32 protein-coding genes and 1 tRNA gene are annotated in these 24,889 nt (G+C 72.0%); 21 read left to right on the top strand and 12 right to left on the bottom strand.

Annotated features, from left to right (window positions below; genetic code table 11):
• Positions 1 to 24: 24 nt before the first annotated feature.
• The 4 genes from OVA02_RS01410 to OVA02_RS01395 all read right to left on the bottom strand — a co-directional run bounded on the left by OVA02_RS01410 (position 25) and on the right by OVA02_RS01395 (position 3,767).
• Complete coding sequence (locus OVA02_RS01410) at positions 25 to 990, bottom strand: hypothetical protein (RefSeq protein WP_267659067.1); 966 nt, start codon at positions 988 to 990, stop codon at positions 25 to 27.
• A complete protein-coding gene (locus OVA02_RS01405; RefSeq protein ID WP_159826655.1) occupies positions 987 to 1,724 on the bottom strand; it encodes a response regulator in 738 nt (245 codons plus the stop codon). Before OVA02_RS01405 ends, OVA02_RS01410 begins: the two co-directional genes overlap by 4 nt.
• Entirely contained in the window at positions 1,721 to 2,980 is a 1,260-nt protein-coding gene (locus tag OVA02_RS01400) for a sensor histidine kinase (protein ID WP_267659066.1), read from the bottom strand. The genes OVA02_RS01405 and OVA02_RS01400 overlap by 4 nt, the downstream gene beginning before the upstream one ends.
• 166 nt (positions 2,981 to 3,146) lie before the next feature.
• Positions 3,147 to 3,767 (bottom strand): superoxide dismutase, encoded by a 621-nt coding sequence (locus OVA02_RS01395; RefSeq protein WP_055976080.1) that lies wholly within the window; start codon positions 3,765 to 3,767, stop codon positions 3,147 to 3,149.
• 175 nt (positions 3,768 to 3,942) lie between these two features.
• Here OVA02_RS01395 and OVA02_RS01390 point away from each other — a divergent pair, with 175 nt between their 5' ends.
• Both OVA02_RS01390 and OVA02_RS01385 read left to right on the top strand, forming a co-directional pair.
• Positions 3,943 to 4,521 carry a molybdopterin-dependent oxidoreductase gene (locus tag OVA02_RS01390; RefSeq protein WP_056044367.1) on the top strand — a complete coding sequence of 193 codons (579 nt, stop codon included), beginning with the start codon at positions 3,943 to 3,945 and terminating at the stop codon, positions 4,519 to 4,521.
• Positions 4,518 to 5,432 carry an oxidoreductase gene (locus OVA02_RS01385; protein ID WP_267659065.1) on the top strand — a complete coding sequence of 305 codons (915 nt, stop codon included), beginning with the start codon at positions 4,518 to 4,520 and terminating at the stop codon, positions 5,430 to 5,432. Before OVA02_RS01390 ends, OVA02_RS01385 begins: the two co-directional genes overlap by 4 nt.
• 186 nt (positions 5,433 to 5,618) lie before the next feature.
• On the opposite strand, the gene OVA02_RS01380 is transcribed toward OVA02_RS01385, so the two are convergent.
• On the bottom strand, positions 5,619 to 6,296 hold the full coding sequence (locus OVA02_RS01380) for an SDR family NAD(P)-dependent oxidoreductase (protein WP_267659064.1): 678 nt from the start codon (positions 6,294 to 6,296) through the stop codon (positions 5,619 to 5,621).
• 207 nt (positions 6,297 to 6,503) lie between these two features.
• On the opposite strand from OVA02_RS01380, the gene OVA02_RS01375 reads away from it, so the two are divergent.
• The gene (locus OVA02_RS01375) at positions 6,504 to 6,965 is read left to right on the top strand and encodes a DUF3817 domain-containing protein (RefSeq protein ID WP_236556980.1); all 462 of its coding nucleotides are present in this window, start codon (positions 6,504 to 6,506) and stop codon (positions 6,963 to 6,965) included.
• Between the two features lie 115 nt (positions 6,966 to 7,080).
• Positions 7,081 to 7,926, top strand: a complete 846-nt coding sequence (locus tag OVA02_RS01370; RefSeq protein ID WP_267659063.1) for a tryptophan-rich sensory protein — start codon at positions 7,081 to 7,083, stop codon at positions 7,924 to 7,926.
• A gap of 340 nt (positions 7,927 to 8,266) precedes the next feature.
• Here the strand turns inward: OVA02_RS01370 and OVA02_RS01365 are convergent, their stop codons facing one another.
• Entirely contained in the window at positions 8,267 to 9,304 is a 1,038-nt protein-coding gene (locus OVA02_RS01365; RefSeq protein ID WP_056044374.1) for an aldo/keto reductase, read from the bottom strand.
• A 176-nt stretch (positions 9,305 to 9,480) separates the two neighbouring features.
• Here OVA02_RS01365 and OVA02_RS01360 point away from each other — a divergent pair, with 176 nt between their 5' ends.
• Complete coding sequence (locus OVA02_RS01360) at positions 9,481 to 10,620, top strand: helix-turn-helix transcriptional regulator (protein WP_123571019.1); 1,140 nt, start codon at positions 9,481 to 9,483, stop codon at positions 10,618 to 10,620.
• Positions 10,621 to 10,959: 339 nt separating this feature from the next.
• Here OVA02_RS01360 and dcd read toward each other — a convergent pair whose 3' ends face one another.
• On the bottom strand, positions 10,960 to 11,547 hold the full coding sequence (gene dcd, locus OVA02_RS01355; protein ID WP_159828230.1) for a dCTP deaminase: 588 nt from the start codon (positions 11,545 to 11,547) through the stop codon (positions 10,960 to 10,962).
• A 49-nt stretch (positions 11,548 to 11,596) separates the two neighbouring features.
• Here dcd and OVA02_RS01350 point away from each other — a divergent pair, with 49 nt between their 5' ends.
• Positions 11,597 to 12,577: an NAD(P)H-quinone oxidoreductase gene (locus tag OVA02_RS01350; RefSeq protein WP_056044379.1), complete on the top strand. Its 981-nt coding sequence runs from the start codon at positions 11,597 to 11,599 to the stop codon at positions 12,575 to 12,577.
• Positions 12,578 to 12,625: 48 nt separating this feature from the next.
• Here OVA02_RS01350 and OVA02_RS01345 read toward each other — a convergent pair whose 3' ends face one another.
• Genes OVA02_RS01345 through OVA02_RS01325 form a run of 5 tightly spaced genes read right to left on the bottom strand, consistent with a single transcriptional unit; the run spans position 12,626 to position 14,802 of the window.
• The gene (locus tag OVA02_RS01345; protein WP_200413280.1) at positions 12,626 to 13,231 is read right to left on the bottom strand and encodes a hypothetical protein; all 606 of its coding nucleotides are present in this window, start codon (positions 13,229 to 13,231) and stop codon (positions 12,626 to 12,628) included.
• Positions 13,228 to 13,818 carry a DUF6286 domain-containing protein gene (locus OVA02_RS01340; RefSeq protein ID WP_200413279.1) on the bottom strand — a complete coding sequence of 197 codons (591 nt, stop codon included), beginning with the start codon at positions 13,816 to 13,818 and terminating at the stop codon, positions 13,228 to 13,230. The genes OVA02_RS01345 and OVA02_RS01340 overlap by 4 nt, the downstream gene beginning before the upstream one ends.
• Positions 13,815 to 14,183, bottom strand: a complete 369-nt coding sequence (locus tag OVA02_RS01335) for a hypothetical protein (RefSeq protein ID WP_267659062.1) — start codon at positions 14,181 to 14,183, stop codon at positions 13,815 to 13,817. The genes OVA02_RS01340 and OVA02_RS01335 overlap by 4 nt, the downstream gene beginning before the upstream one ends.
• A complete protein-coding gene (locus tag OVA02_RS01330; protein WP_056044388.1) occupies positions 14,180 to 14,371 on the bottom strand; it encodes a DUF2273 domain-containing protein in 192 nt (63 codons plus the stop codon). Before OVA02_RS01330 ends, OVA02_RS01335 begins: the two co-directional genes overlap by 4 nt.
• Positions 14,368 to 14,802, bottom strand: coding sequence for an Asp23/Gls24 family envelope stress response protein (locus OVA02_RS01325; RefSeq protein ID WP_267659061.1), 435 nt, complete (start codon positions 14,800 to 14,802; stop codon positions 14,368 to 14,370). Before OVA02_RS01325 ends, OVA02_RS01330 begins: the two co-directional genes overlap by 4 nt.
• A gap of 257 nt (positions 14,803 to 15,059) precedes the next feature.
• On the opposite strand from OVA02_RS01325, the gene OVA02_RS01320 reads away from it, so the two are divergent.
• From OVA02_RS01320 to OVA02_RS01250, 15 genes are all read left to right on the top strand, one after another.
• Positions 15,060 to 15,614 (top strand): RNA polymerase sigma factor, encoded by a 555-nt coding sequence (locus OVA02_RS01320; protein ID WP_056044391.1) that lies wholly within the window; start codon positions 15,060 to 15,062, stop codon positions 15,612 to 15,614.
• On the top strand, positions 15,611 to 16,366 hold the full coding sequence (locus OVA02_RS01315; RefSeq protein WP_267659060.1) for an Asp23/Gls24 family envelope stress response protein: 756 nt from the start codon (positions 15,611 to 15,613) through the stop codon (positions 16,364 to 16,366). Before OVA02_RS01320 ends, OVA02_RS01315 begins: the two co-directional genes overlap by 4 nt.
• On the top strand, positions 16,363 to 16,875 hold the full coding sequence (locus OVA02_RS01310; RefSeq protein ID WP_267659059.1) for a hypothetical protein: 513 nt from the start codon (positions 16,363 to 16,365) through the stop codon (positions 16,873 to 16,875). The genes OVA02_RS01315 and OVA02_RS01310 overlap by 4 nt, the downstream gene beginning before the upstream one ends.
• A gap of 166 nt (positions 16,876 to 17,041) precedes the next feature.
• Positions 17,042 to 17,112, top strand: a tRNA-Gly gene (locus OVA02_RS01305).
• A gap of 170 nt (positions 17,113 to 17,282) precedes the next feature.
• Positions 17,283 to 18,422 (top strand): DUF6177 family protein, encoded by a 1,140-nt coding sequence (locus OVA02_RS01300; protein WP_267659058.1) that lies wholly within the window; start codon positions 17,283 to 17,285, stop codon positions 18,420 to 18,422.
• Positions 18,412 to 18,804, top strand: a complete 393-nt coding sequence (locus OVA02_RS01295; RefSeq protein ID WP_267659057.1) for a hypothetical protein — start codon at positions 18,412 to 18,414, stop codon at positions 18,802 to 18,804. The genes OVA02_RS01300 and OVA02_RS01295 overlap by 11 nt, the downstream gene beginning before the upstream one ends.
• Positions 18,801 to 19,193, top strand: a complete 393-nt coding sequence (locus OVA02_RS01290) for a DUF6507 family protein (protein WP_173154305.1) — start codon at positions 18,801 to 18,803, stop codon at positions 19,191 to 19,193. Before OVA02_RS01295 ends, OVA02_RS01290 begins: the two co-directional genes overlap by 4 nt.
• Positions 19,190 to 21,454, top strand: a complete 2,265-nt coding sequence (locus OVA02_RS01285) for a hypothetical protein (protein WP_267659056.1) — start codon at positions 19,190 to 19,192, stop codon at positions 21,452 to 21,454. Before OVA02_RS01290 ends, OVA02_RS01285 begins: the two co-directional genes overlap by 4 nt.
• A gap of 7 nt (positions 21,455 to 21,461) precedes the next feature.
• Complete coding sequence (locus OVA02_RS01280; RefSeq protein ID WP_056044404.1) at positions 21,462 to 21,764, top strand: hypothetical protein; 303 nt, start codon at positions 21,462 to 21,464, stop codon at positions 21,762 to 21,764.
• A 55-nt stretch (positions 21,765 to 21,819) separates the two neighbouring features.
• Positions 21,820 to 22,461 carry a hypothetical protein gene (locus OVA02_RS01275; protein ID WP_267659055.1) on the top strand — a complete coding sequence of 214 codons (642 nt, stop codon included), beginning with the start codon at positions 21,820 to 21,822 and terminating at the stop codon, positions 22,459 to 22,461.
• 32 nt (positions 22,462 to 22,493) lie between these two features.
• Positions 22,494 to 22,778: a hypothetical protein gene (locus OVA02_RS01270; RefSeq protein WP_267659054.1), complete on the top strand. Its 285-nt coding sequence runs from the start codon at positions 22,494 to 22,496 to the stop codon at positions 22,776 to 22,778.
• A gap of 75 nt (positions 22,779 to 22,853) precedes the next feature.
• Positions 22,854 to 23,213, top strand: coding sequence for a hypothetical protein (locus OVA02_RS01265; RefSeq protein WP_267659053.1), 360 nt, complete (start codon positions 22,854 to 22,856; stop codon positions 23,211 to 23,213).
• Position 23,214: 1 nt separating this feature from the next.
• Entirely contained in the window at positions 23,215 to 23,799 is a 585-nt protein-coding gene (locus OVA02_RS01260; RefSeq protein ID WP_267659052.1) for a hypothetical protein, read from the top strand.
• Entirely contained in the window at positions 23,796 to 24,107 is a 312-nt protein-coding gene (locus OVA02_RS01255; protein WP_267659051.1) for a hypothetical protein, read from the top strand. The genes OVA02_RS01260 and OVA02_RS01255 overlap by 4 nt, the downstream gene beginning before the upstream one ends.
• A 126-nt stretch (positions 24,108 to 24,233) precedes the next feature.
• Positions 24,234 to 24,689: an Hsp20/alpha crystallin family protein gene (locus OVA02_RS01250; RefSeq protein ID WP_056044415.1), complete on the top strand. Its 456-nt coding sequence runs from the start codon at positions 24,234 to 24,236 to the stop codon at positions 24,687 to 24,689.
• Positions 24,690 to 24,889 lie beyond the last annotated feature (200 nt).

Raw genomic sequence — 24,889 nt, 5'->3', positions numbered from 1 at the left:
CCAGTCCCTCGAGGAGGGGGCGGGTCAGGACGGTGGCTGCGGTGGGGTGAGCTCGGCCAGCACCCGCCGGATCTCCGCGTTGTCCGCGGCCAGGGCCGCCGTGTCGATCCCGGAGAGCAGCTCGCCGTCGTCGTGCGGCACGGTGAGTTGTCGCTGCCACTCGGCCTCGTAGAGGGCGTCGCGGTAGCCGGAGGACTCACGGCACCGGGCGTCGGCCGTCGCGATCTCGATCTCGTCGTCGGTCGGCGACGTGCTCGAGTCGAGCGTCTCGAACCGGTCGGCCATCTCGAGGGTCGGCATGCCCGACGGGTCGGAGGCCACGTCGCCCACCCGGGCGTCCTGCATGCACCCGCGCCAGTCGTCCCAGGTCGCCGTCACCGTGGGGTCGTCACGGGCCCCCTCGAACGCGGCGTTGTTCAGGCGGACGAGCGACTGGGTGCGGTTCGAGTAGTCGTCCAGTGACGGCACCGTCCCGCGGGCGCGCTGCACGCAGGTGTCGAACCGGGCGGACCTCTCGTCCGTCCAGGGTTGCGACGAGAACTCGGACCAGGCGGCCGCCCCCGCGTCGATGACCGACAGGGCGTGGTAGCCGCGGGTCTCGGCCGTCGCCAGGTCGAAGGCCCGGAGGCGCAGCGAGCCGTTCATCGACAGCTCGCCCGCCCGGTCGCCCGCCGCCACGTCCCGCCACGGCACCACGAAGTCGTCGTGACCGGCCGAGACCATGCACTGCTGCGCGACGAGCAGGAGGGCGTAGGACGACGAGGTCTCGCCGACCGGCACGTACCGGTCGAGCGGCATCGTCCACGCGTCGACGTCCTTCTCGGGGAGGTCGGGCAGGGCGTAGGCCGCATTGGCCGGGATGCCGTAGGCGACGACGCCGGCGACCACCGCGACCACGGCTGCGAGCGTCACCCGCTTCGCGCGTCGCTGTCGAGGCGAGACGCCGCCGGGCGGGACGTCGCGGGTCGGGACGTTCTTCTCGTCGGTCATCGCGTGGCCCCCTCGTCGTCGCGGGCCGGGCCCACCAGGTCGTTCTCGTAGGCGAAGACGACGATCTGCACGCGGTTGCGCATGCCGAGCTTCTGCAGCACGGCGCGCACGTGGCTCTTGACCGTCGCCTCGCTCAGCCACGCGCTCTCGGCGATCTCGGCGTTGCTCAGGCCCCGTGCCACGAGCAGGAAGATCTCGCGCTCGCGGGGCGAGAGCACCTCGAGCGGTTCGGTCCGCCGCTTCGGCGACGGGGTCGGCACGGCGAACGCGTGCACGACGTCGAGAGCGGCGGCCGTGGTCGGGACGGGCTCGCCGGCCGCCGCCGCGCGGATCGTCGTCAGCACCTCGTCGGGCGTGGCGTCCTTCGTGAGGAACGCGTAGGCCCCGGCCTTCAACGCGCTGAACACGGCCTCGTCGCGCTGGATCGTGGTCAGGGCGACGACGCGCGGGGCCGAGTCGGGGTCGGTGCCGGCCGCCGCCACGATGCGCGTGGTGGCCTCGAGACCGTTCATCACGGGCATGCGCAGGTCCATCAGCACGACGTCGGGCCGCTCACGCTCGACCAGGGCGACCCCGGCCGCCCCGTCGACGGCCGTGCCCACGCAGACCAGGTCGGCTTGCGCCTCGATCAGCATCTGCAGCCCGGAGGCGAACAGCGGCTGGTCGTCGACGACGACCACCCTCACGAGGGCGGGAGGCGCGGTGCGCGTCGTCGCGGTCGTCACGTCGGTCATGCGGGTTGCTCCGTCCAGGACTGCAGGAGTCCGATCGGTTCGGGAGTCGGCAGGAAGGCGGTGACGACGAAGACGCCGTCGTTGCCGAGCTCGGCCGTCAGCCAGCCACCGGCGAGCCGGGCCCGTTCGGTCATGCTGGCGATGCCGGTGCCCCGGCCGGTGCCGCGGCGGGCGGCGACGAGCGGGTCGTCGCCCGACGACGTCACCAGCAGGGCGAGGCCGGGCCCCCGCCAGTCGAGGGCGACGTCGACCGTGCTCGACGAGCCGGAGTGCTTGAGGGCGTTGGTCAGGCTCTCCTGCACGATGCGGAAGACCGCGAGTTCTTGCGAGGGCAACAGTTCGGAGGCGTCGCCGAGGTGCCGCAGGGTGACGGTCATGCCCACGTCGCGCATCGTCGTCGCGAGTCGGTCGAGGTCGGCGAGGGTCTCGCGGGGCGTCACGTCGTCGGCGTCCTGCTGGATGCGCTCGACCAGGTGCCGCACGTCGACCAACGAGGTGCGGCCGACGTCGGCGATCGTGCGCAGCGCCTGCTCGACGACCTCGGGACGGGTCGCCGACAAGGCGAGGGCGCCCTGCGCCTGCGACACGATCACCGCCAGCGAGTGGGCGAGGGCGTCGTGCACGTCACGGGAGATCCGGGCACGGTCGTGGGCGAGGCGCAGCTCGAAGTCCGTCTCGTGGAAGCGCGTCTCGGTGCGCTCGAGCACCTGCCCGATGCGGCGGACCCGCAGCACGCTCGAGAGGAAGATGCCGACCGCCCAGGCCGCGGCCGCGGCACCGAAGAGCGAGGCCGCCAGGGTGATCACGTCGGTCTTCGTGCCCTGGCCGCCGCCGACCCACGACGACCACACGTACGGTCGCGCGAGGGTGGGCACGGCCATCGCGATCGCGGCGAGTCCCGACGCGAGGCCGGCGGCGGCGAGGGCGACCAGCCGCACGGCGACCGAGCGGGCGAACGCCGCGAAGAACGACACGAACGCGAGGGCGAGGTACGTGGGCCAGGTGGTGTCCGTCGGGGGCTGCACCCAGCCGGCGAGCTGCAGGGCCGGGATCGTCACCATCAGGCCGATCGACGTCCACGGCATCCAGACCGCGAGGCCGACGGCCAGGCCGAAGAGCCCGAACAGGACGACGTTCTCGACGATCTCGCCCCGGCCGGCCTCGGCGATCGTCCACAGCAGCACGAAGACCGCGGCGGCGACGGGGGCCGCGAGGCGCGGCACCCAGGTGCGCAGGTCGTCGGGGATGGTGTCCATGTCGACGACCGTAAGGCGTCGTCGACCGGCCGCGCGCGCCTCCTGCGGGGTTTTCATCCTTGAGGACGAACGCGCCCGGGTGGGGACGAGCCGTCGGGCCCCGGGGACGCGGCGACGGCGCGCCCCCGGGTGGGGACGCGCCGTCGGCGTGGTGGGACTGGAGGGACTAGAGCGTGATCAGACCGTCGGTCTTGGTCGTCGCGGCGGCGAGGCGGGCCTCGACGTTGCTCCAGTTCACGATGTTCCAGAAGGCCTTGACGTAGTCGGCGCGCACGTTCTGGTAGTCGAGGTAGTAGGCGTGCTCCCACACGTCGAGCATCAGCAGGGGGACGAGGCCGAACGGCACGTTGCCCTGCTGGTCGAAGAGCTGGAAGACGCTGAGGCGCTGGCCGAGCACGTCGTACGCGAGCACGGACCAACCCGAGCCCTGCACGCCGAGCGCGGTGGCGGTGAAGTGGGCCTTGAACTTCTCGAGGTCGCCGAAGTCGCGGCCGATGGCCTCGAGCAGGTCGCCGGTGGGCTCGCTGGTCTCGGGGGTGAGGTTCGTCCAGAAGATCGAGTGGTTGACGTGGCCACCGAGGTTGAAGGCGAGGTCCTTCTCGAGCTTGTTGACGTTCGCCAGGTCACCCGTCGAGCGGGCCTCGGCGAGGGCGGCGTTGGCCGTGTTCGCGCCGGTGACATAGGTGTTGTGGTGCTTGGAGTGGTGCAACTCCATGATCTTCGCGCTGATGTGCGGCGCCAGAGCGGAGTAGTCGTAGGGCAGATCGGGCAGGGTGTACTCAGCCATGTGGGGTCCTTTCGAATTGACCTGCATCCACCGTACGACCTCCACCCATGCCGGGGTCAACGTTCTCCCAGCGCGGACGCAGCCTCGGGGCCCGGCGCCGTCGGGGGTCGTGCGTAGGCTGACGGGCGTACGACGCACCCGCGAACGACCCCGCTCCACCCCGAGGAGGCGCACCATGGCAGGATTCACCGGCTTCGGCAGGCGACGCGCGGCCGACCCGCGACTGCCCCCGGGGCAGTACCTCGAGAGCGGGTTCCCGGTCCTGTCGGCCGGCCCCACGCCGAACATCAAGCGGTGGGAGCTCCAGGTCGCCACCGAGACCGGGCAGCGCTCCCTCACCTGGGCCGACTTCCAGGCCCTGCCGCACGAGGCGATCGAGACCGACATCCACTGCGTCACGAGCTGGTCGAAGCTCGGCACCCACTGGCGGGGCGTCTCGCTCGACACCCTCTTCGACGGCCTCGAGACCACGCACGAGTTCGCGATGGCGACCAGCCACGGCGGGTACACGACCAACCTGCCGCTCGGCGAGCTGCTCGGGGGCAAGGCCTGGGTGGTCGACACCTACGAGGGGCAGCCGCTGCACGCCGAACACGGCGGCCCCGCGCGCCTCTTCGTGCCCGGCCTCTACTTCTGGAAGAGCGCGAAGTGGCTGCAGGGCATCCAGACCATGGCCACTGATCGTCGCGGCTTCTGGGAGAGCATGGGCTACCACCCGCACGGCGACCCGTGGAAGGAAGAACGGTACGCGTGAGCGACCCCGTTCCCGACCCCGGGGTCGGCGGCGTCACCGGGCTCGACCCTGCGGGTGATCCGTACGCCTGGCTGCCCGCCACGATCGTGTCGTCGGTCGCGCAGACGCCGCGGGCCCGGTCGCTGACCCTCGCGGTGCCCGGCCTCCGGCCCGCGCGAGCCGGCCAGCACGTCGACCTGCGGCTGACCGCGGACGACGGGTACACGGCCGTGCGGTCGTACTCGCTGAGCGACGTCAGGGCCTCCGGTGGCCGCGACGGGGCGCGGGGCGCAGGAGGGGCGGGCCCGATCCCGCAGATCGAGGTCACCGTCGAGCGCCTGGACGACGGCGAGGTCTCGCCCTACCTGGTCGACGCGGCCGAACCCGGCGATCCGATCGAGGTGCGCGGCCCGATCGGCGGCTGGTTCGTCTGGCCGCCGACCGAGTTCGAGCCCGACTCGGCCGTCCACGCGGTGCTGCCCGAGCCCGAGGGGGCGACCCCGCCGACGGCGGCCCCCGTGCAGTTGATCGGTGGGGGGTCGGGCGTCGCACCGCTGATGGCGATGGTGCGGGCCCGAGGCCGGGACGCACCCCCGATGCGTCTGCTCGCCTCGGTGCGCGACCCGGGTTCTCGGTGGTACGTCGGCGAGCTGGCCGAGGCCGCGCGCGCCTCCTCGGCTCGTGACACGACCGGGCCTCGAGCGCCCCTCGTGGTCGACTGGGTCTTCAGCCGAACGGCTCCCGAGGGGCACGCTCGGCCGGCGGGCCGACTCACCCGCGACGAACTCGAGCGGCTCGTGCTGCCCGCGTCCGAGCATTCGCTGGTCTACGTCTGCGGGGCGAACTCGTTCGTGGCGGTCGTCGCCGGCTGGCTGGTCGAGCTCGGGCACGCGCCGACCCGCGTCCGGACCGAACGCTTCGGCGGCGTCTGAGGCCGCCCGCTGCTGGCCCGGTCCCGCGCTGTGCTGGCCCGGTCCTGCGCCGTGCTGGCCCGGGCCTACGGGACCAGCGAAGAACCCCGTTTCGAACGATGCACCCAGAAGAAAGCGGGTGCATCGTTCGAAACGGGGTTCATGGCCGTCCGGCGGAGGCACCAGCCCCCACCCGAACGTCGGGCGTCAGGCGGGCGTGCCCTTCTCGGGCGCCGTGGTCCGGAAGTCGCCGCGCGTGACGTGCTGCTGCCAGAGCAACTCGGCCAGCGCCTCCGGGCTCTTGTCGCTGCTCTCGGGCTCGATGCCGCCGGGGATGATCAGCTGACCGACGTGGATGCCCTCGCCGGCGAGCTCGTCGTGGAGCAGCTGCGCGTAGGCGGTCAGCCCGGCGAAGGCGATGGAGGTGCCCGTCACCTTCGCGCCGGGCGTGACGGCCGAGCCGCCGTTGACGAAGAGGATGGTGCCGCCGCCGTCGGGCAGGAACCGCATGCCGGGCAGCACCTGGTGCACGGCCGCGACCGGCCCGTAGATCGAGAACTCGACCGGACCGACCAGGTCGGCGGGCATGGTCTCGAGCACGGGACGCATGAAGTCCTTCTGCGGCAGCGGGCTGTACTGCATGACCTGGATCGGTCCGAGCTGCTCGGTCGCCTGCTCGAGCGCGGCGGCGATGCTCGCCGGGTCGCGCACGTCGGCGGTGAAGCCCTGGGCCGTGACGCCGTCGGCCTTGAGTTCGGCCGCGAGGGCGTCGAGCCTGCCCTGGTGGCGGGAGATGAGGGCCACGCTGAAGCCCTCCGCGCCGAATCGTCGGGCCACGGCAGCGCCGAGCCCCTTGCCTGCACCGATGATCGCGAGTGTCGTCATGGGACCCATCCAACCGAGGAGGCGCGGGCCGGCACCCAGCCGGAGGGGTACGCGGGCCACGTGGCCGCGTGGCCGCGTGGCCGGGTGGCCGCGTAGAGCGGGCAGGGCCGCGTGGCCGAGTCACCGGGGCGAGCGGGCAGGGCCGGCGCTCAGCAGGGGGCTGCGAGCATGGGCGCGTCCCCGTCGGCCCCTCACCAGGAGCAGCTCGTGTCGCCTCGCACCCTCTTCCGCTCGTTCGCCGTCGCCGAGGTTGTGACCTGGTCGCTGCTCATCGCGGGCATGATCCTCAAGTACGCGGTGGGGGTCGGCGACTGGCCGGTCAGCGTGGCCGGGCCGATCCACGGTTTCGTGTTCCTCGCGTACCTCGTCGCGGGCGTCGTCGTCGCGGTGAACCAGCGCTGGTCGGGCGGGGTGACCCTGGCCGCCCTCGCCAGCGCCGTCGTGCCGTTCGCCTCGTTGCCCGTCGAGCGCTGGATCGACCGCCGCGGCCTCCTCGCCGGTGCCTGGCGCCGCACGGCGACCGACGACCCGCGCGACCGACGCCCCCTCGACCGCCTGTTGCGCTGGATGCTCGGGCACCTCGTCCTCGCCGTCGTGCTGCTGGTCGTCGCCGTGGTGGTCGTCTTCGTGGTGCTGCTGATCGCGGGGCCGCCCGTGCAGGTGGGCTGACCGCCCGACCGCACCGCGCCTCCTCGGCTGTGCCGCCCCTCCCTCGCCGCCCCTTCCCTGACAATCCTCTTAGCAACTAAGAGATCGACCGGCGGGCACGACTAGCGTCCCCCTCATGAGCACCGACACGAGCACCCGACCCCCTGCCGAGACCGCGACGTCGCGTGACGTCGTCCGCCAGATCGTCGTGGTCGTGACCGCGGTCCTCGCGATCGTGCTGGCCGCCTACGGATCGGGCGCGTTCGGCGGCGTCGCGGTGTCCGACGCGGCGGGCGGGGCCCTCAGCGCGACGGCCACGACGGTAGCCCCGGCGACCACGGCCTTCAGCATCTGGAGCGTCATCTACCTCGGCCTCGTCGCCTACGCGATCTACCAGGCCCTGCCCGGTCAGCGCGCCGTGACCCGACACCGTCGGCTCGGCTACTGGGTCGCGGCCTCGCTGCTGCTCAACGCCGCCTGGCTGTTCGCCGCCGTGCAGCTCGGCAGCGTCTGGCTGGGCGCCGTCGTGATCGTCGCGCTGCTGCTGGTGCTCGCGCGCATCTTCGTCATCCTGTTCCACACCGCGTCGAGCGGGTGGGTCGACGCGGTCGTCACCGACGGCACCCTCGGCCTCTACCTCGGCTGGGTCAGCGTCGCGACGGTCGCCAACATCGCCGCAGGCCTGGTCGACGCGGGCTTCGACGGCTTCGGCTTCGCGGCCGGGTTCTGGTCGTCGGTGGTGCTCGCCGTGGCCGCACTCGTCGGCGTCGTGCTGGCCTTCGCCGGGCGCGGCCGCCTCGCCCCCGCCCTGTCGCTCTCGTGGGGACTCGCCTGGATCGCGGTCGGCCGCCTGACCGGCGAACCCGAGAACGTCGTCGCCGGGGTGGCCGCGATCGTCGCCGCCGCCGTCGTGCTGGTCGTCACGATCGCCGTGCGGGTCGCCCGCGGTCGCGTCGGCGCCACCGCCTCGCTGCAGCGCTGAGCCCCCGCCGCACCGCCCTGCACCGCCCGCACCGCCCCGCCCCGCCCCGCACGGCACCGCCCTGCCTCCGGGCCCCGGGCCCCGGGCACGCCGCCACGAAGTAAACGTCCCGCCACAGGATTGCGTGGCGGGACGTTTACGTCGTGGCGGGATGCTGGGTCACGCGTGCCGCTCTACCGCACAGCACCGCGAGATGGTCACGGCGCCAGGGGAAAACCTGGCGCGGTGACCATCTCGCGGTGTCGTGCGGGATGAGCAGCATGGGGAGGCGCAGTGCCCGCAGGAGGTGCGGGGACTGCAGGAGGCGCGGTGCCCGCAGGAGGCGCGCCGCGCCTCCTGGTCAGCGGCCGCCGGTGATCTTCCGGTCGCGCTGGGCGACGCCCGCCGTGCCGTAGGGGTAGTCGTCGACCCGGGGTGCGCTCGCCGAGGTGAGCCGGGCGACCTCGTCGTCGGTGAGGGCCGCGGCCAGGGCCGACGAACCCAGGTTGTCGTCCAGCTGCTCGACCGTGCGGGCGCCGAGGATCACCGAGGTGACCGCGGGCTGACGCAGCAACCAGGCCAGCGCGACCTGCGAGGCCGAGGCGTCGTGTGCCGAGGCGATCGAGGTGACCGCGTCGAGGACGGTCCAGGTGCGCTCGTCCGCGTTGCGCGCCTCCCAGGCCTCCATGCCGCGTTTCGGGTCCTCGCCGAGGCGGGTGGCACCGGTGGGCGCCTGGTCGCGGACGTACTTGCCGCTCAACCAGCCGCCGGCCAGCGGCGACCAGGGCAGCAGGCCGATGCCGGCGTCGAGCGAGGCCGGGACGACCTCGTGCTCGATGTCGCGGACGAGCAGGTTGTACTGCGGCTGCAGCGTGACGGGCGGGGCGAACCCGAGGGCCTCGGCCCGGCCGACGGCCTTCGTCACCTGCCACCCGAGGTAGTTCGAGAAGCCGTAGTAGCCGATCTTGCCCGCGCTGATCGCGTCGTCGAGGAACCTCAGCGTCTCGTCGATCGGGGTGAGGTGGTCCCAGGCGTGCATCTGGTAGAGGTCGACGTGCTCCACGCCGAGCCGGGTCAGCGAGGCGTCGAGGGCCTTCGCGAGGTGACGACGCGACAGCCCGACGTCGTTGGGCCCGTCGCCCATGGGGAAGCGTCCCTTGGTCGCGAGCACCACCTGGTCGGCGTCCGTGGGGTGGCTCGCCAGCCACCGGCCGATGATGGTCTCGCTGGTGCCGGCGCTGTAGACGTCGGCGGTGTCGACGAGCGTGCCGCCTCCGGCCACGAAGGCGTCGAGGATGGCGTGCGAGGTCGGTTCGTCGGCTTCGGCGCCGAAGGTCATGGTGCCGAGGGTCAGCTCCGACACCGAGGCTCCACTGTTTCCGAGGGTTCTGTAGTCCATGACCCGACGCTACGCGGACTGCGACCGCACCCGACCGGGCGGTGCCCTGCCCCAGGATGCGGCGCGCGTCCAGTTCGTCTGTTGGATACTCTCGGGTAGGTCACTCGACACCGACGTCGGGAGGACCACCCGGGACCAACCACCCCGGATCACCGTCCCACCCGAGGGGAACGACCGTGACGTCCACACCGCAGGCGGCCTCACCAGTCGCCGGATCAGCTGCACTCCGCACCACGCCCACGAACACCGCGCCGACGAACACCGCGCCGACGGACACCACGCCCACGGACACCGCGCCGACCGACGCCACCACCGATCCGACCGCGGCGCCCCCCAGGGCGCAGACCTTCGAGGCGCTCGTCGACCCGCGGGTCCGCAGCGTCTCGACCACGGATCGCGAGGTCGCGCACGCGCTGATCCGCAAGAACTACAAGATCACGCGACTCGAAGGCGAAGGCCCCGAGCCGTTCACCTACAGTCGCGCCGTGTCCGGCGACACGCGCTTCGCCCTCTGTCGCTTCGAGTACCGGCGGGGACGCCTGCTGTCCGAGAGCGATCCGACCGGGTTCCTCGTCGCCGGCGGCGTGATGGCCGGCCGGTTGTCGCTGCGGACCCGCGACCACGAGCTCAGGGTCGAGCCGGGCGCACCGTTCTCGTTCCCGTCGCACGACGCCAAGGTCATGCTGTCGTACGACCTCGTGCTCGGGCAGGTGATGCTCGACCGCACCGCCGTCGAACGCGAGCTGGAGGCCATGCGGCTCACCGCCCCCGGGGGGCTCCGGTCGACCGCGGCCGAGGCGGTCTCGCCCTCGCTCGGCCGCTACTGGTCCGACCTCGTCCGGCACGTGCACGAGCACGTCATCCGCAACGACGCCGCCATGGCCAGTCAGCTGGTGCGGGGCTCGGCGTTCCGGTCGCTCGTGGCCGCCTACCTCGAGGCCTTCGAGACGAACGTGGTCGGCGTCGGCGGTGCCGACGGCCTCTCGCCCCTCCCGTCGACCGTGCGTCGGGCTCGCGACTACATCGAGCAGCACGCCCACGACGACATCGGCGTCGTCGAGATCGCCGAGGCGGCTCGGGTGACCCCCCGCGCCCTGCAGTTGGCCTTCCGTCGCCACCTCGACTCGACGCCCATGGCCGAACTGCGGCGGGCGCGGTTGCGCGGCGCGCACGGGGACCTCGTCATGGCCGATCCGACCCTCGGCCACACCGTCGCGGGCGTGGCGCTCAGCTGGGGTTTCGCCCACGCGGGCCGCTTCGCGGCCCAGTACACGGCCGAGTTCGGGCGGTCACCCCGCGACACCCTCGAGGGGTGACGGGTGACTTTTCGCCACCGCTTCGCAACCTGAGCTTTCATTTCGTTTTTCGGACAATGCCGGGTTTGCCCGAGGAGCGGAGAGCCGCAGAATGAAATGGCCTCGCGGTGACAGGTTCAGGACCGCGAGTCACAGCGCACGAGATCGACGTCGGGTTTCTCTCGTGTCGCCGGGGTGCGGAGGGAGTCGGGTTCCTTCCGCACCCCTTTCTCGTCTCCGGAGGGGGCGTCCGTCGGGGACGCGGCCCGCGCCTCCTGCGTTCTCGACGAGCGCGGCGCGAACGCGCGGGGCCAACGCGGCGCGAGCGCGGGGCGAACGCGCGCCGCGAGCGCGCAGCGGTCAGTCGCGGGCGGAGACGTCCGTGTGCACGAAGCCCTGGAAGGACCGGCTGGCGGTCGGGCCGCGCTGGCCCTGGTAGCGCGAGCCGTACTCGGACGAGCCGTACGGGTGCTCGGCGGGCGAGCTGAGCTTGAAGAAGCAGAGTTGGCCGATCTTCATGCCGGGCCAGAGCTTGATCGGCAGGGTGGCGACGTTCGACAGCTCGAGCGTGACGTGCCCGCCGAAGCCGGGGTCGATGAAGCCCGCGGTCGAGTGGGTCAGCAGGCCGAGGCGCCCGAGCGAGCTCTTGCCCTCGAGGCGGGCCGCGACGTCGTCGGGCAGGGTGACGAACTCGTAGGTGCTGCCCAGCACGAACTCGCCCGGGTGCAGGATGAACGGCTCGTCGGCCTTCGCCTCGACCAGGCGGGTCAGCTCGGGCTGGTCCGCGGCCGGGTCGATGAACGGGTACTTGTGGTTGTCGAAGAGCCGGAACAACCGGTCGAGCCGCACGTCGATGCTCGACGGCTGGATCAGCGTCGGGTCGTAGGGGTCGAGGCCGATTCGGCCGGCGTCGAGTTCGAGCTTGATGTCGCGGTCGGAGAGCAGCACGCGACAAGACTAGTCAGCGCGTGCCGGGCCACGGGGGGAGGATGGACGCATGCGTGCCATCACCGTCCCCGTGCCCGGAGGGCCCTCCGCCCTCGTCGTCTCCGAGGTCGCCGAGCCGGTGCCCGGCCCCCGCGAGGTCGTGATCGACGTCGCCGCCGCAGGCGTCAACCGCGCCGACGTCAACCAGCGCGAGGGGCACTACCCGTCGCCCGCCGGGGCGCCCGGCTGGCCCGGGCTCGAGGTCAGCGGCACCGTCGTCGCGACCGGCGAGCGCGTCACCGCCGCGGCCGTCGGCGACTACGTCGTGGCCCTGCTGCCGGGCGGTGGTTACGCCGACCGCGTGCAGGTCGACGAGGGCCTGGTGCTGCCCCTGCCGCGCGGTGTCGACCTCGTCGAGGCGGCGGGCCTGCCCGAGGCCGTCGCCACCGTCTGGTCGAACGTCTTCATGAGCGCCGGGCTGAAGCCGGGCGAGACCCTGCTCGTGCACGGAGGCGCCAGCGGCGTCGGCTCGATCGCGATCCAGATGGCCGTGGCGCTCGGCTCGACCGTCTACGCCACCGCCGGGACGGCCGACAAGACGTCGTTCTGCGAACAGCTCGGCGCCGCGCGCGGCATCGACTACAAGACCGAGGACTTCGTCGCGGTCGTCGACGAGCTGACTGAGGGCCGCGGCGTCGACGTCGTGCTCGACCTGGTCGGCGGCGACTACATCGCCCGCGACGTCGAGGCGCTCGCCGTGAACGGCCGGATCATGGTGATCGCCGTGCAGGGCGGCCCGTCGGCCACGATCGACCTGTCGCGCCTGATGGCCAAGCGCGGTCGGGTCTGGGCCACCACGCTGCGCGCCCGCCCCCTCGACGAGCGCCGCGCGATCATGGCCGAGGTGCGCGAGCACGTCTGGCCGCTGGTCGAGGCGGGGTCGGTGCGACCGGTGCTCGACAGCGTCTACCCGCTCGAGTTCGTCGCCACGGCCCACAAGCGCATGGAGTCCGGCGGGCACAGCGGCAAGATCCTGCTCGCCGTCCGCTGAGGCCGAGCCGAGGAGGCGCGGGTCGCGGAGCCGAGGAGACGCGGGTCGTCAGGACACGCGGCTGTCGGCCCCCTTGCGCACGGCCGAGGCGCCGGTGATCTCGACGAGCACGGGCACCGTCTCGCCCAGCACGCGGTCGAGACCGCGGGCGACGTCGGACGCCGCCGCGACCACGGGTGCCGGGGACGATCCCGCGGTCAGCCGCACCCGCACCTTGAGGGCGGGCCGACCTGCGACCGTCCACGCCGAGACGCCCACCGAGGCCACGTCGCGGCGGTCGCGGAGCGCGTCGGTGATCGCGGTGTCGGCGAACGAGCTCGACACGGCGATCGAGCCGGCCGGGTCGTCCTGGACGACGACGCTGTCGGTGCGACCGTGCCCGTGGGCGGGGATCGCGACGACGAAGACGATGACGAGCAACAGGCAGAGCAGGGCGAGGGCCACCGGTAGCCAGCTGCCGCCCGTCGCGCCGGACGGGTCGATCGGCGTCGCCGCCACGGCGTCGTCGAGGGCCGAGGACGCGGGTGACAGCAGGTCGCGCAGGACGCCGCCGCCGGGCAGGGCGACGATCACGAGGAACGCTCCGACGGCCAGGGCGACGAGGCCGACGACGAACAGGAGGAGGCGGTTCGCGAACCGGTTGCTCGAGGTCATGCGCCGACCCTCCCCGTGTCGGTGGTGCGGACGCGAGCCGTGAGCTCGGGCCGGTAGGCGACCGACTCGAGTTCGGAGCGGGTGGCGGCCTCGACCGACTGCTCGTCGACCGCGAGGCCGGACGCGGGCGTCAGGTCGATCTGGGCCCGACGACGGGACACCCACGCCGAGACCTGCTGGTCCGAGAGGCGCCCCGAGACACGGGCGGCCCGGGCGAGCGAGGACGCGATGACCCGGTCGTCGACGACCACCGCCACGCGGTCGTCGTCGATGGTGTGGCGTCCGCGACGGCCGGGCGTCACGGCGAGGCCGATCAGGACGAGGCCCAGGATCGCCGCGACGACGCCGGCGCCGAGCACGAGGCCCGAGGTGCCGCCGCCGTCGACCGACGACGTCAGCGTCGCGAGGACGTCGAGCGGGGAGAAGAGCAGGGCCCGTCGACCGAGCGCGGCGTAGACGGCCTCCACGCCGACGTACCCGACGACGAGCGTGAGCAGCACGAGCACGACGATCGCGCTGCCCGAGCGCGAGGAGTGCTGCTCGCGTCGGAGGACGCGGCGGTGGAGGCCGGGGTCGATCCCGCTCACGAGGTGCGCCCCGTCCGGTCGGTGCGGCTGCCGCTGACGGTGACGTCGACGCGGGACACGGTGCGCCCCGCGAGTTCGGAGAGCCGACGGGTCAGGGTGGACTGGAGGTCGCGGACGACGGCGACGACCCCGCCCTCGGGCATGGTCGCGGCCTCGGAGAGCATCGGGACGCGGACCGGCGTCGAGACGCGAAGGGCGAGCTGGCCGGCGTCGTCCTCGGCCAGGACGCGGACGTCGGCCCGACGCACGTGGAGGGTCTCGGCGACGACGGCCACCGCCACCTTCTGCAGCACCTTGGCGGGGATGCCGACGTGCCCCGCGACGACGCGTCCCGTCTCGGCGAGATCCGTGCCGGCGGTGGTCATGACGACGAGCGCCGTCCGCGCAGGGCGTCCAGCAGCCCGGCCACGTCGGTCCTGCCCGAGACGACGCGCCCGACGAGCGCGCCGACGGCGATGAAGACCGCGACGAGCACGAAGCCCCAGAACCCGAAGGCCAGGGCCGAGACGGCGAGCACGGCGCCGATGGCCATGCCCGTGGTGGTGGCGGTCACGAGACGCGGCTCTCGCTGGTGGGGTCGACGTCGTCGTCACCGGGGATGTGGACGTCGACGATCGCGACGTTCACCTCGGCGACCTCCATGCCGACGAGCTGCTCGATCGCCCCGGCCACCGCGGCACGCACCTGTTCGGCGACCGTGTGCAGGGGGGCCGGGTACCCGACGACGATCGTGACGTCGGCGGCGACCTGGGTCTCGCCGACCTCGACGCGCACGCCCTGACCGAGGTCGGTCGTGCCGATCACGTCCCGCAGGGCGCCGAACGCCCGCGCGGTGCCGCCACCGAGGGCGAAGACGCCGGGCACTCCACGGGCGGCGATTCCGGCGATCGTGGCGACGACGCCGTCGGCGACGACCGTCCTGCCGGGCACCCCGACGGTGCCTCTCGGGACGGTGCTCGTCGGGGTCTCGTCGGTGGTGGCCATCGGTGTCTCCTTCTGATCGGACGATGTGCGACGGGTCCGCGTCGCCCTTCGGTCTTACCGGACGCGCCGCCGACGGGTCCGGTCACGGTCTCCCGCGCGCACCGATTCCGGTGTATCCAGGGATGAGACGCCTTCCGTGGCCCGAACGTCACGGAATGCGTCACCATTCATCCAGAGGTCGTGACTCGTCCACGGGTCGTGACCCGCGCCTCCTCGTCCTGGGGGCCCGGGCGGACGCAGCAGCAGAGGAGGCGGACATGGCGGCGGACCTGACCGAGGCCACCGACGCCGTGCTCGCGTCGCGTGCCGCCGAGGGTGACGAGCGGGCCTTCGAGGTGTTGCTCCGACGCCATCTGGGGCTGATGACGGCGTACGCCACCCGACTCACCGGTTCACGAGCCGACGCGACCGACGCGGTGCAGGAGGCGTCCATCACGATCTGGCGCGAACTGCCGACGCTGCAGACGCCCGCGGCGGTCAAGGGTTGGATGATGCGCATCGTGTCGCGCAAGGCCTTCGACCTGATCCGGTCGCGACGCCTCACCGACGACGTCGACGACCTCGAGCTGCCGGCGGCGACGCCCACGACCGATCCGGAACGCCGGGCGTCCTCGAACGACGCCATGGAGGCGCTGCGTGCGGCGCTCGCGCGGCTCCCGGCCAGCCAACGGCAGGTGTGGGCGCTGCGTGAGGTCGGTGGCGAGTCGTACACCGAGATCGCCGAACGGACCGGCACCACCGTGACCGCGGTCCGGGGGCAACTGGCCCGGGCCCGAGAGACCCTGACCCGCGAGATGGAGGCCTGGCGATGAGTGACCGTCCTCACGGCACCGACCACGCCCACGAAGACCCGACCCCACCTGACGTGCCCGTCGCCCTGGGCGAGTCCGTCGACCCGGGTGGGTCCGTCGACCCGGGTGGGTCCGTCGACCCGGGTGGGTCCGTCGACCCGGGTGCGCCGGGCGACGCCGACCCGTCGCGCGACGAGCTCGTCGACGGTGCCGAGGACGGGGTCTCGCCCGAGCGTCTCGTCGACTACCTCGACGCCGGCCGGCAGCCCTACGACCCCGAGATCGAGGAGTCGCCCGAGGCCCGGGCCCAGCTCGCCGCCCTCGAACGCCTCCGGGCGATGGGGGCCCGACTGCTCGAGTCCGACGCCGCGGCGAGCCCCGCACCGGACCCGAGCTGGATCTCGGGCGTGATGGACCGCGTGCGCCTCGAGTCGCGGGCCGGGAGGCAGATCCCGCTCGCCTCGATCGACGAGCGTTCCACCCTGCACATCACCGAGGGCGCCGTGCGGTCACTCATCCGCGAGGCGGGCGACGGCGTCGAGGGCGCCATGGTCATCTCGTGCACGATCCACGGCGACGTCAGCGTGCCCGGGGCGCTCGTCCGGGTCGAGGTCGTCGTCAGCGGCCTCTTCGGCGAACCGCTGCCCGCGCTCGCCGAGGCGGTCAAGTCGGCGGTGTCGTCGAGCCTGTCCCGTCAGACCGAGCTGACCCTCGAGAGCGTCGACGTGGTCGTCGACGACGTCCACCTGCAGAGCGAAGGAGGCGCGGCGTGAGCGACGACGACGGCCTGCGGGCCCCGATCAGCCCGGCCGACCTGTCCCTGCTCGCCGCCGAGCTCGGCGAGATCGCGGCGTCGGTCGACGGCGTCGTGCACGTCCGGGCCCGGCCCGGATTCGGCAGCGTCGTCCGCTCGGCCCTCCAGGGGTTGAGCGCCGTCGTCGGTGGCGGAGGGGTCGTGGGCTCGACCGTGCAGAGCGACGCCTCGATCGCCGGAGCCACGTCGGCCGCCCCGGGCGTCCCCGCCTCCGACATCCCCGACGCCGAGCGCGCCGACCCGGCCTCCGCCGAGGCCGCCGCCCCCGGCCGTCCCGTGCCCCTCGTCGGCATCGCCGTGGCCGACCTCGAGACCCGCATCACCCTCGACATCGCGGTCGACGAGAGCGGCTCCGGCCCGCTCGTGGCCCGTGCGGTCGCCCAGGCGCTGCTCGACCGCGTGAGCGGGGAGCCCGTTCCGCCGGCATCGGTCGACCTGCGCATCGTCTCGGTCGCGACCGGGGCCTGAGCGCGCCTCCTGCCGGTGGTGCGCGGAGTCGCGCCGCCTGCTGGACATCGCACCGCGGAACGCGGCGGTGCGATGTCCGTTCGGCGGTGCCCCACGCTCGGCAGGGCGGAGGGAGCACGGGAGGCGCGGGCCGCTATAATGGTCTGACGCGCCTCCGAGGCGCCGCGCGAGTGTAGTTCAATGGTAGAACTTCAGCTTCCCAAGCTGATAGCGCGGGTTCGATTCCCGTCACTCGCTCTCTTCTTCTCTCAGGCGACGTGATGCGACGGCCGGGCTGACGGCCTCGTCGCCACCGCCGTCAGGTCTCTTCCCACGTCATCGGGGTACGCGCTCGTGGGGCGTTCGGCCGACGGCGGCCGGGAGCGCCGCCCCCGTACGATGGTCGTCGCCGCTACCGGGGGGAAGCCATGACCGACGATGCCACGACGACCGTCTCGTTGCTGCACCCGATGCTCGACACGCACGGGCCCGGCTGGGTCGAGTCGCGGTCGAGCAAGCCCGTCGTCGGGGTGTCCAGTGGCCTCTCGGCCCTCTTCGTCGACTGTGCCGGGCCGGGCACCCGCGTCGCCCTCGTCACCGATCCCGCATCGCGGCTCACGTACTCGCTGTTCCACCTGCTCGACGTGCTCGGCGGGGTCTGGCTGACCCGCGCCTCCGACGGTTCGCTGCGTCGGGCGGTCACGCTCGAGCCGGTGCGCTCACCGGCCCACGGCCTCGGGGTGACCGAGGACGGCTACCCGCTGCCGCAGGACGAGGCGCCGTCGTCGGTCCGGCTCGACGAGGGACGCACCGTCGACCCCGACGCCGTCCCGTGGACGCAGCTCGCCGTCGTCACCCACCACCGGGCGCGGGCCGAGGCCCGACTCGGTGGCACGCTCGAACGACTCGTCGAGTCACTCGCTCCCGGCACGCGCACCCTGTGGGGGACGACCGAGCCGGCCACCACGGTCTGGGACCGGGACTTCTTCACGGCCGCCGCGCGCAGCCGCATGCCCTCCGAGACGCGGTTCCACGTGGCCGGCGGCGACGCCTCCGGGCCGAGGTACCGGGGCTGGGTGCGTATCGCGCGCAGCGACGACGGCGTGATCGAGGAGACCCGCATCGTCGTGACCGGAGCCGTCGCGCCGGGCGTCGTCGCGGACGCGCTCGCCGACGTGGCCGGTCGACAGCAGGTCCTCCTGGCCACGGCGTGGTCGATGTCCGGCCGGGCCGACGGGACGGTGTCCGCCCACGACCGGGTCGCACCGCAGCCACTCGCCGCCGTCGTCGGGGCCCGGAGCGTCCGGGGCATGCAGCTGGACGTCGAGGGCCTGGTCCGTCGGGTCGGCGGACGGGTGCTCGGGTCGTCGCGGACGCCGTCGGTGCTCGTGTCGTTCGACGAGGGGCCGGCCGGTGACGCCGAGGTCGGTGCTGGTGCTGGTGCTGGTGCTGTCGACGGTGCCGCGGCCGCAGCCCGTTGGCACCGCTTCGCCGACGCGGTCGAGGTCGTCGGCGCCGACGAGATCCTCGCCGCGATGACCCCGCCGGGGGTGCACCGTGCCTCGTGAGTACACCGTGGTGACGCCCGAGCCCGTGACCGCCGTCGACGGTGCCCGTGCGGCCGCCGAGATCGACCCGTACCTCGGGCTGGGCAAGCTCTGGAACGGCGGCGGGCTGCAGATCGCGACCGACGACGGGCTCGTGCTGGCGATCGTGCGCAGCACCTACGTCGAGGACCCGGCCGACGCCTCCGTCCTGCTCGGGGTCGACGTCGAGGCGGGCAGCTGGCTGACCGAGGCGTACGCGCCGGGGACCGACCCGGTGTCGGACGCGGTCGTGCAGGCGCTCGTCCGCAACACCGGGGGGCGCGTCGTGGTCGAGGCGGTCCCGGGTGGGCCGAGGCCCGCGACGGCTGCGCCCGCGACGACCGACAAAGGGGCACGCTCATGAGTTCGTGGTCGATCTCGCCCAGCGGGGTGCAGTCGGTCCTGGCCGAGGTCCAGGTCTCGGCCGGCGACCTCGGCACCGCGGCCGGAGGCCTGGAGACCGGTCACGAAGAGCTGAGCGGCGGTGTCGGCGACCTCCTCGTCGGCGTGGCCAACGCGGTGCTCGGGCTGATCGAGTCCGAGGCGACGACCCTCACGTCGGTGGTCAACCGCATCGAGTCGTGCGGCACCGGTGCCGCCGAGGCGACCATCGCCTACGTCGCCGGCGACGAGGAGATGGCGGCGAACGCCCAGTCCGCCGCCGTGACGGCGGCCGCCGAGGCACCCGCGCTGGCGAGCGAGCAGAGCGCCGCCGGCATTCCGCCCGTCTCCACCCCGAGGGTGCCGCGATGAGCCCCTCGCTGATCGTCCCCGGTGCGATCCCCGGCGTTACCATCGACCCGGCGGCGATCTCGACGTCCGCCGCCACCTTCCGCAGCACGGCGACCGCCATCGCCGAGAAGGGTGCGGGCGTCGTCACCTCCTGGTCCGGGCTGTCGGGCGTCTACGCGGCGCCCGAGGCCGAGCAGTTGTTCGTCGCCATGGACCCGGTCGGCACGAGCACGCAGACCCTCGGTGACACGTTCGGCCAGGTCGCGACGTTGCTCGACGACCTCGCCACGGCCGTCGCCGCGCCCGTCGCCCGGCTCAAGGAGCTCGTCACCGAGGCCGAGGCCTTCACCGCCGAGGTGTCCGGCGGCGTCACCTACAGCACCGAGAGCTACAACTCGTACATCTCGAGCGGCCCCGACGAGACCACGGTCGAGTGGTACGACCACATCCCCTCGCGCAACCGCAACGACGAGTTGCTCGGCGAGGTCAACGCCGAGGTCGCCAAGATCGACGCCGCCCGAGCCGAGTGCGAGAACGGCATCAACGCGTTGCGCACCGACCCGATGTGCTTCCCCGAGCAGGTCGGCCTGTCGGCCGAGCAGCTCGACTCGATGAAGGACCTGCCCTACGGCGCCCCGGGCGACCCGCACAAGACCTGTTCCGAGTCGATGGGCACGGGTCTCGGCATGTTCATCGCCGAGGCGGCCTACGGCGCCGGTGCCCTGGTCGGCTGGGACATCCAGGGCGGCACGGGCGTCACCAAGGAGTTCGGCCTCAAGGCCTGGGGCGGCCTGCTCCAGGGGCTCGGGGCCATCGCGATCACGAGTCCGGCGACGATCGCGCTGGCGTACGCACCTCCCGGCACGGTGCCGGCGGCCGCCCAGCCGGCCGTCGACTGGTACCGCACCACGATCGAGGGCGTCACGCAGGGCATCGTGGGCACGCCCGAGATGTACGACGAGGACCCGGTCGCGGCCGGCACCTACGCCACCCTCGGCGTGGCCTCGTTCTTCGTCCCGGTCGGAGGCGCAGCCGTCGGCGGGACGAAGGCGGCGACGGGCCTCGCACGGCTCGGTGGCGCCGCGGAACGAGCTGCGCTCCGTGCCCCCGAAGGTTCCCTGTCGCGGATCGGCCTGACGCACGCGGGTCACGCCCTGAACGCCATGTCGGAGACCACGCGTCTCCTGACCGGAGGGCACGGCTCGGCCGGTCGCGGGCCGGACGCCGCGCCTTCGCGCTTCGACGAGCAACTCACCCGCCTCGACGACGTCGTCGGCGTCCGCGCCGACGGCCTCGCGCCACCGCCCACGCGCGTCGACGGCCCCGACACGACGCCCGGCCCGGTCCGTGGTGACGACGCGTCCGCCCCGCCCGTCCGCGACGACGCGTCCGCCCCGCCCGTCCGTGACGACGCGTCCGCCCCGCCGGTCCGTGACGAGACGTCGGCCCCGCCCGTCCGCGACGACGCGTCGGCCCCGCCGGTCCGTGACGACGCGTCCGCCCCGCCGGTCCGTGACGACGCGTCGGCCCCGCCGGTCCGTGAGGACGCAGGAGGCGCGGGTCACGCCGACGACGCCCCCGCGGCCGACCAGCCCGGTCACGCCGACGGCGATGCCGGAACGGGTGGCTCGGGCGGCGACGCCCCCGGCTCGAATGGCACGACCACACCGAGCGCCGTGGATCGAAGCGGAATGACTCGGGAGCAACTCGCGAACTACCTGGACGTTGTCGACCCCGACGCCGGCGCGGTGTTCCGCGAGAAGGGAACGTGGCCGGCCGATCAGCAGGTGCCGAAGGACGCCAGCGTCCTCGGGGCGGACGGCAAGGTCAACTGGAAAGACGAGGCGCCCCGCGACGGATTCACGTTGAACGAGGACGGCGACCCCATCAAGACGCCCGACCCCGACATCCCCCTCGGCACGCGACTTGATCGAGAGGGCCCAGAGACGGGGCGGTTCACCTCTCCGCTCAACGCGGACGGTACGCACGCCGCCCATGGAACTCGAGCGCTGCCCTGGGTTGAAGACGATTTGCACACGTACGAGGTCGTCGGCGACCTCAAGAACATCCGGGCCGCGTATGACGCGTCGACCAACACGAAGCTGAAAATGCAGATCGATGTCACGATGAAGCTCTTCAATCCGGACTGGAACAACATCCGCGTTTTCGCGGGCGAGATCGACAAGGCTTTCGGCGAAGTCGGCGGTGGTACCCAGTACCAGCTGCCGTTCGGAGCCGATGTCATGGTCGAGCTCGGTCTGCTCAAGAGAGTCCCGAACTAGGAGCGAGATGACCACCATCGATGAGACACGCGCGGCATTGAAAGCGGAAGGGCTCGACCGTCTCAAATATGTCATCGGCTCTGACGGTACGAACGAGATCGACTGCCTCGTCCTGTGCCGTAGAGACGAGGGGTGGGTGTCGTTCTCTCGGGACGAACGTGCCGCAGTCATGGAGGAAAGCGTCCGAACGTACTCCAGCGAGTCCGAAGCTTTGGACGACTTTCTCGAGCTCATGCGGTTGAAAGGCCTACTTGCCACGTTGCAGCGAGAACGAGATGCGGAACGTCTCGGTCGGCCCACGGACGCGTGATGGTGTGGCCGGTCGAGCGACGTCGGTCGCCATCGCGTCGCGAAGCGTGATGGACGTGGACGGATTGCGAGCAGAAGTGGAAGCGGCCGGGTTCGGGCACCTCGGTTTCCTCATCGGCAACACGTCGCTGCCCGTCTCCGGCGCGCACGTGATCGGGCAGATCGACGGGGTGTGGGTGACGTTCTTGCGCGACGAACGAGGTCTCGTGGAAGAGCTGACTCTCGTCGAGCATCCGGATGAGCGCTCTGCCGTGACGGAGTTCATGTCGCAGCTGCGGAACCTCGCCCGTTTGGACGAGCTGCGGGCCGTCCTCGAGGCTGAGGGTCTCCTTCGCTTGGACCACGTCATCGATGGTGACTACACGAGAGGATCAACCGCCTCCTCGAGGAGATCCATGACTGATGACGACTCGAACACTCTCGCCTCGTTGCCGAACCGCGTCAACCAACTCGGGCTCGGGCATCTGAACTTTCTGATCGGTGACGGGGAGACACAGCGTCCATACGCACTCGTCATCGCCCAGGGCGAAGATGGCTGGAGCACCTTCGTCAGGGATGAAAGAGGGCTAACCAGGGTCAAGAGCGTCCGGACGTATCCGGACGAGCGGTCGGCAGTCGAGGGGTTCCTCGTTCTGCTCGACGGCATCGCGCTCGTCAAGCGGCTTCGTTCCGAGGCCACGGCTGAGAAGGACGTCTAGCCGGTGCTTGAGGGCTGATGAGTAGGACCGACGTGGACGGACTGAGAGCAGAAGTGGAAGCGGCCGGGCTCGGGCACCTCCGTTTCCTCATCGGGAACACGTCCCTGCCCGTCTCCGGCGCGCACGTGATCGGGCAGATCGACGGGCTGTGGGTGACCTTCTTGCGCGACGAACGAGGGGTCGTGGAAGAGCGGACACTCGTCGAGCATCCGGATGAACGCTCTGCCGTGACGGAGTTCATGTCGCAGCTGCGGAACCTCGCCCGGTTGAAGGAGTTGGAGGCCCTCCTCGACAAGGGCCTGGAGCCCCATGACTGAGCGTGCCCGGCGAGAAGGAGCGGACGTCGTGCAGCCATGTCACGAGACCCTGGCCGTCCTCGAGGAAGAGGATCGGTGACCGCCGAGGGGCCCCAGAGGATGACGACACTCCAAGAAACGGTCGCGACGATCGAGGCCGAGGGGCTCGACAGGTTCGCCTACGTGATCGGTGATGATCACGCCATTTCGGCGGACGCCCTGGTCCTGACCCGACGGGACGGCGTCTGGACCTCCTTCGCGACCAATGAACGTGCCGGTGTCGAGGAGACCAGCGTTCGCACGTACGAGGAACTCTCCGACGCTCTGGACGACTTCCTGCGTCTCATGAGGCTGAGGGCCGACGAGGACGCACTCATGTCGCGCATCAGGGAGAAGAACAGGCGTGCCCACGAGACGTGGCAGGCGTCACGAGACGATCGACCGGAGAAGGCCTGACATGGCGACGATCGATTCGGTGCGCGCCGTCATGGCGGCAGAGGGACTCGACGACCTGGCGCATGTCATCGACGGTGACCCCGCGAACAGGACGGACTGCCTCGTCGTCACCCGACGCGACGATGCCTGGGTGTCCTTTTCCACCGACGAGCGCGCGGCGGTCGTCGACGGGAGCGTACGGACCTACCCGAGCGAGTCCGAGGCCCTGGAGGACTTCCTCGTCCTGCTCCGGCTGAAGAAGCTCCTCCGCGACCTGCAACGGGAGCGCGACCTCGAGCGCGCGGCGATGAGCCTCGAATCGCTGCCTGCGCAGATGGAGGCGGAGGGCTTGAACCGCGTCCGTTTCGCTCTCGGTGACGTGTACCTCAGGCGCCCGGACAGTTTCGCCGTGGCGCGACGTGACGGTGTGTGGAGCACCTTCCACGTCGACGAACGAGCTGCCGTGGAGGAACGGAGCCTGCATACGTTCCCCGACGAGGTCTCGGCCGTGGCCGACTTCCTCGACCGTCTGAGGTCCCAGCATCGCAAGCTCGAGATCCGGGACGAACTCCGAGACCGACGCCGACGAGCAGGAGAACCGTCATGACGATGGTCGCGCGCACCCTGGCCGCCCTCCGAACCCAGGTCGACGCCGGCGGACTCGGCCACCTGAATGCCGTCATCGGGGACGCCTCGACACAGAAGCCCTTCGCGCTCGTCCTCGCTCGACGGGACGAGGTGTGGAGCACCTACTTCCTCGACGAGCGAGGCCTCGTCGACGAACAGAGCATCCGCACCTACGACCACGTCGAGGCAGCCGCAGCCGACTTCCTCCGGTTGCTGGGCAACCTGGCCCGCATCGAAGAGATCGATGCCGAGCTGGCCGCCCGACGGCAGGCACAGCGTCCTCAGTGATCTCTCGGCGGCGTTCAAGCTGGGTTTGAGGTACGAAACGCTGGTCAGAGGTACATTCGTGTCGTCAACGAGCCGGGGCCACGGGGTCCCGGGTCACACCGATCAACCGAAAGGGGACTCTTCATCATGGCCATGTCTTTCGATCCTTTCACCGAGCTCGACCGCCTCACCGGGGCTCTCACGGGCATGCGACAGGGGCCCAGGGTCATGCCGGTCGACCTCTACCGCGACGGCGACCGCTACGTGCTCAACGCCGACATGCCGGGCATCGATCCGGGGTCGGTCGACGTCGACGTCGACGGTCAGCTGCTGACCATCCGGGCCAACCGCACGCCCGACACCCGTGACGGCGTCAAGTGGCTCGCGCAGGAGCGGCCGCACGGCTCGTACCTCCGCCAGTTCAGCGTGGGCGAGGGCATCGACTCGAGCCGCATCACGGCCCACTACGACAACGGCGTGCTGTCGCTGGTCATCCCGGTCAGCGAGAGGGCGAAGCCGCGCAAGATCGAGGTCGTCTCCGGCCAGGCGCACGAGACCGTCGACGCGATCGACGCCTCACCCGCCCGCGACACGACGAGCTGACCCCTCAGGCGGTCTGGCCGTCGACCCCGGCCACGCCGTCGGCCCCACCACCCCGTCACGATCCGTCGTGGCGGGGTGGTCGTCGTTCCGGGGACGCCGGCGCTCGACCGCCCCGTCGTCGGTCGCGGGCGTGCACACATCGGGCCGGCACGCGAGTACCGTGCGGTGCCCCGGTCGGCCGTGTCACCCGGCACCTGACC

The sequence above is a fragment of the Frigoribacterium sp. SL97 genome (genome assembly GCF_026625765.1).
Classification (GTDB): domain Bacteria; phylum Actinomycetota; class Actinomycetes; order Actinomycetales; family Microbacteriaceae; genus Frigoribacterium.
The sequence above is the reverse complement of the archived record's forward strand: the minus strand, read 5'-3'. Positions and strand labels throughout refer to the sequence as shown.